This is a genomic window from Amycolatopsis kentuckyensis, assembly GCF_002155975.1.
Taxonomy (GTDB): domain Bacteria; phylum Actinomycetota; class Actinomycetes; order Mycobacteriales; family Pseudonocardiaceae; genus Amycolatopsis; species Amycolatopsis kentuckyensis.
The window spans coordinates 1-2978 of record NZ_MUMI01000682.1 but is presented as its reverse complement, the minus strand read 5'-3'; the positions used below and the strand labels follow the sequence as shown (position 1 = coordinate 2978).

Genomic DNA, 2978 nt, shown 5'->3' with positions numbered 1-2978 from the left:
GCGGCCGGCGGAACGCACGCGCACGACGGCGAGCACCGGCGCGAGGCCCCCACCGCCGACGAGGCGCACGCCCCGCAGCGGAACCCCAGCGCCACCCCGGCCGGCTGGCGCCGCCTGGATCGGCGCACTCTCGGCGTCACCGCCGTCCTGATGGCCGGCGTGGCCGTCTCCGCCGGGACGCCGATCGCCATCGGTACCCGATCGCTCTGGCTGGTTCCGGCGGCCGCCCTGCTCGTCGGCGCCGGCGTGCTCGCCGAATACGTGCGCTGGCGGTACACCCGCTTCCGCTGCACCGCCGAGCGCCTCGAAATCGAATTCCGCTTCGCCGTCCACACCCGCAAATCCCTGCCCCGCGAGCGGATCCGCAGCGCCGACCTGACGGCCAACCCGCTGCACCGCGCGTTCGGCGTCGCGGCGCTGTCCATCGGCACCGGCCGGCAGGAGCGGATCACGCTGTCCCCGCTCGCCAGGGCCGACGCCGAAGCCCTGCGCACCGAACTCCTGCACCGGACCCCGGAACCGTCCACTCAAGACGGTCCACTCGCGACACTCGACCCGCGGTGGATCCGTTACGCTCCGGTCTCTTTCGTCGCCCCGACGCTCGGGCTGGCCGCGTTCGGGTCCCTGTTCAAGGTGGCGGACTGGTTCGGGGCCGGCGGTGGCCTGGTCGAGTGGCTCCTCGCCCTCTTCGGCGACCTGCCCCTGGCCGTCAGCGTCCTGCTCCTGCTGGCCCTGGCCATGGTCGCCGGTGTGGCCGGGGCGGTGGGCCTGTTCACCGAAATGTGGTGGCACTACCGGCTGGACCGCGAACCCGGCGGCACCCTGCGCGTCCGGCGCGGACTGTTCACCACCCGGTCGATCACCATCGAGGAACGGCGCCTGCGCGGCGTCGAACTGGTCGAGCCGCTCGGCGCCCGGCTCGCCGGGGCCGCCCGCGTCGACGCCGTCGCCACCGGCATGGAGCACGACGAAGACGACCACACCGAGTCCAAGACGCTCCTGCCCGCGGCGCCGAAAGCCGTCGCGCACCAAGTCGCGGCGCAGGTCCTGGGCGACCGCCTGGAGACCGTCGAGCTGGTGCCGCACCCCCTCGCCGCCCGCGGGCGGCGGCTGCGCTGGGCCCTGCTCGGCGCGCTCGTGCCGGTGCTCGTCCTGCTGGTGCTCGGCGCGCTGCTCACCGACGTCCTGCTGGTGCTCGGCGGCGCTCTCGCCGTCGTCGCGCTGCCGGTGGCCGTCCTGCTCGCCCGGGACGCCTACCGCGGCCTCGGGCACGGGCTGCGCGGCCGCTACCTGGTGACGCGCGCGGGCACGGTCCGGCGCAGCACGGCCGTGCTGACGCGGGACGGCGTCATCGGCTGGACCGTCAAGCAGTCGGTGTTCCAGCGCCGCCGGGGCCTCGCGACGTTCACCGCGACCACCGCGGCGGGCTCCGGTGCCTACTCGATCCTCGACGCCGCCGCGGGCGAAGGCCTCGAGTTCGCGGCGGAGGCCGTACCGGGGGTGCTGACGCCGTTCCTCGAGAGTTCGGTGCCCGCCGAAGCGTCGCGGACCTAGGTTCGGGGGCATGGACGAATTCCGTGCCTTGCACGTCCCCGGCTCCCCGCTGCTGCTGCCGAACGCGTGGGAGTTCGGCGTCGGCGCCTTCCTCGCCGCGCAGGGCTTCCGCGCGCTGGGCACCACGAGCCTCGGCGTCTCCGCGGCGGCGGGGGAGCAGGACGGCGCGCCGTCGACGCGCGCCGCGACCGTCGCCCTCGCCACCCGCCTGGCCCGGCTGGACGCCCTGATCAGCGTCGACCTCGCCGACGGCTTCAGCACGGACCCGGCCGCGGTCGCCGAGCTCGCGGCCGAGCTGGCCGACGCGGGCGTGGCCGGCGTCAACCTCGAAGACGGCCGGGCCGACGGCTCGCTCGCCGCGGTCGACGTCCAGTGCGCCCTGGTCACGGCGGTCAAGGAGCGCGTGCCGGGCCTGTTCGTCAACGCCCGGACGGACACGCACTGGGCCGGCGACCGCTCCCTCGCCGAGGCCGAGCGGCGGGTGCGGGCGTACGCGGCGGCGGGCGCGGACGGCGTCTTCGTGCCCGGCCTCGCCGAGCCGGGCGACGTCGAGCGGATCGTCGGCGTCGGCCTGCCGCTCAACCTGCTGTTCCTGCCCGGGAAGGTGACCGTGGCCGGGCTGGCGGAGCTGGGCGTCGCGCGGGTCAGCCTCGGGTCGCTGCCGTACCGGGTGGCGCTCGCCGCCGCGGCGGAAACCGCGCTGGCCGTGCGGGACGGCCGGGACCTGCCGCTGAGCCCGCCGTCCTACGCCGACGTCACGGCCCTGCTGCCGTAAATCGGGTGAACCGGCCCGGCGGGATCTGCTTGGCTCGGGGTATGCGCGCCTTCGGAACCGACTTCGCCGCCCCGTCCGGATACCTGAACACGCCCAGCGTGGGCGTCCCGCCCGCGCCGGTGGCCGAGGCCGTGGCCGCATCGGTGGAACGGTGGCGGACCGGCGCCACCCGGCCCGGGGAGTTCGACGACTACGTGGCGCGCTCGCGGGCCGGGTTCGCCCGGCTGCTCGGTGTCGAACCCGGGCGCGTCGCGAGCGGGGCGTCGGTCTCGCAGCTCGTCGCCAACGTCGCCGCCGCGCTGCCCGCCGGTACCCGCGTGCTCGCCGCCGAAGGCGACTTCACCAGCGTGACGTTCCCGTTCGCGGTGAACCCCGGTGTCACGGTGACCGAAGTGCCCCTGGACGTGCTGCCGGACCGGGTCGAGGGCCACGACGTCGTCGCGGTGAGCGTCGTCCAGTCCGCCGACGGCCGGATCGCGGACCTGCCGGCGCTGCGGGCCGCGGCCGAGGCCGCCGGGGCGGCGGTGCTGCTCGACGCGACCCAGGCGGCCGGCTGGCTGCCGCTGGACGTCGCCTGGGCGGACTGGGTGGTCGGCGCCGGCTACAAGTGGCTCGGCGCACCGCGGGGCAGCGCGTGGCTCGCGGTGCG

General features: G+C 76.1%; 3 protein-coding genes. All 3 read left to right on the top strand.

Going from position 1 to position 2978, the window contains the following annotated elements; translation table 11 throughout:
* Positions 1-150: 150 nt before the first annotated feature.
* Positions 151-1554 (top strand): PH domain-containing protein, encoded by a 1404-nt coding sequence (locus tag CCN39_RS45600; protein WP_086853172.1) that lies wholly within the window; start codon positions 151-153, stop codon positions 1552-1554.
* Positions 1555-1564: 10 nt separating this feature from the next.
* Positions 1565-2329: an isocitrate lyase/PEP mutase family protein gene (locus tag CCN39_RS45595; RefSeq protein WP_086853170.1), complete on the top strand. Its 765-nt coding sequence runs from the start codon at positions 1565-1567 to the stop codon at positions 2327-2329.
* Between the two features lie 41 nt (positions 2330-2370).
* Positions 2371-2978 (top strand): aminotransferase class V-fold PLP-dependent enzyme (locus tag CCN39_RS45590; protein WP_143264419.1); only part of this gene is annotated, 608 nt, incomplete at its 3' end.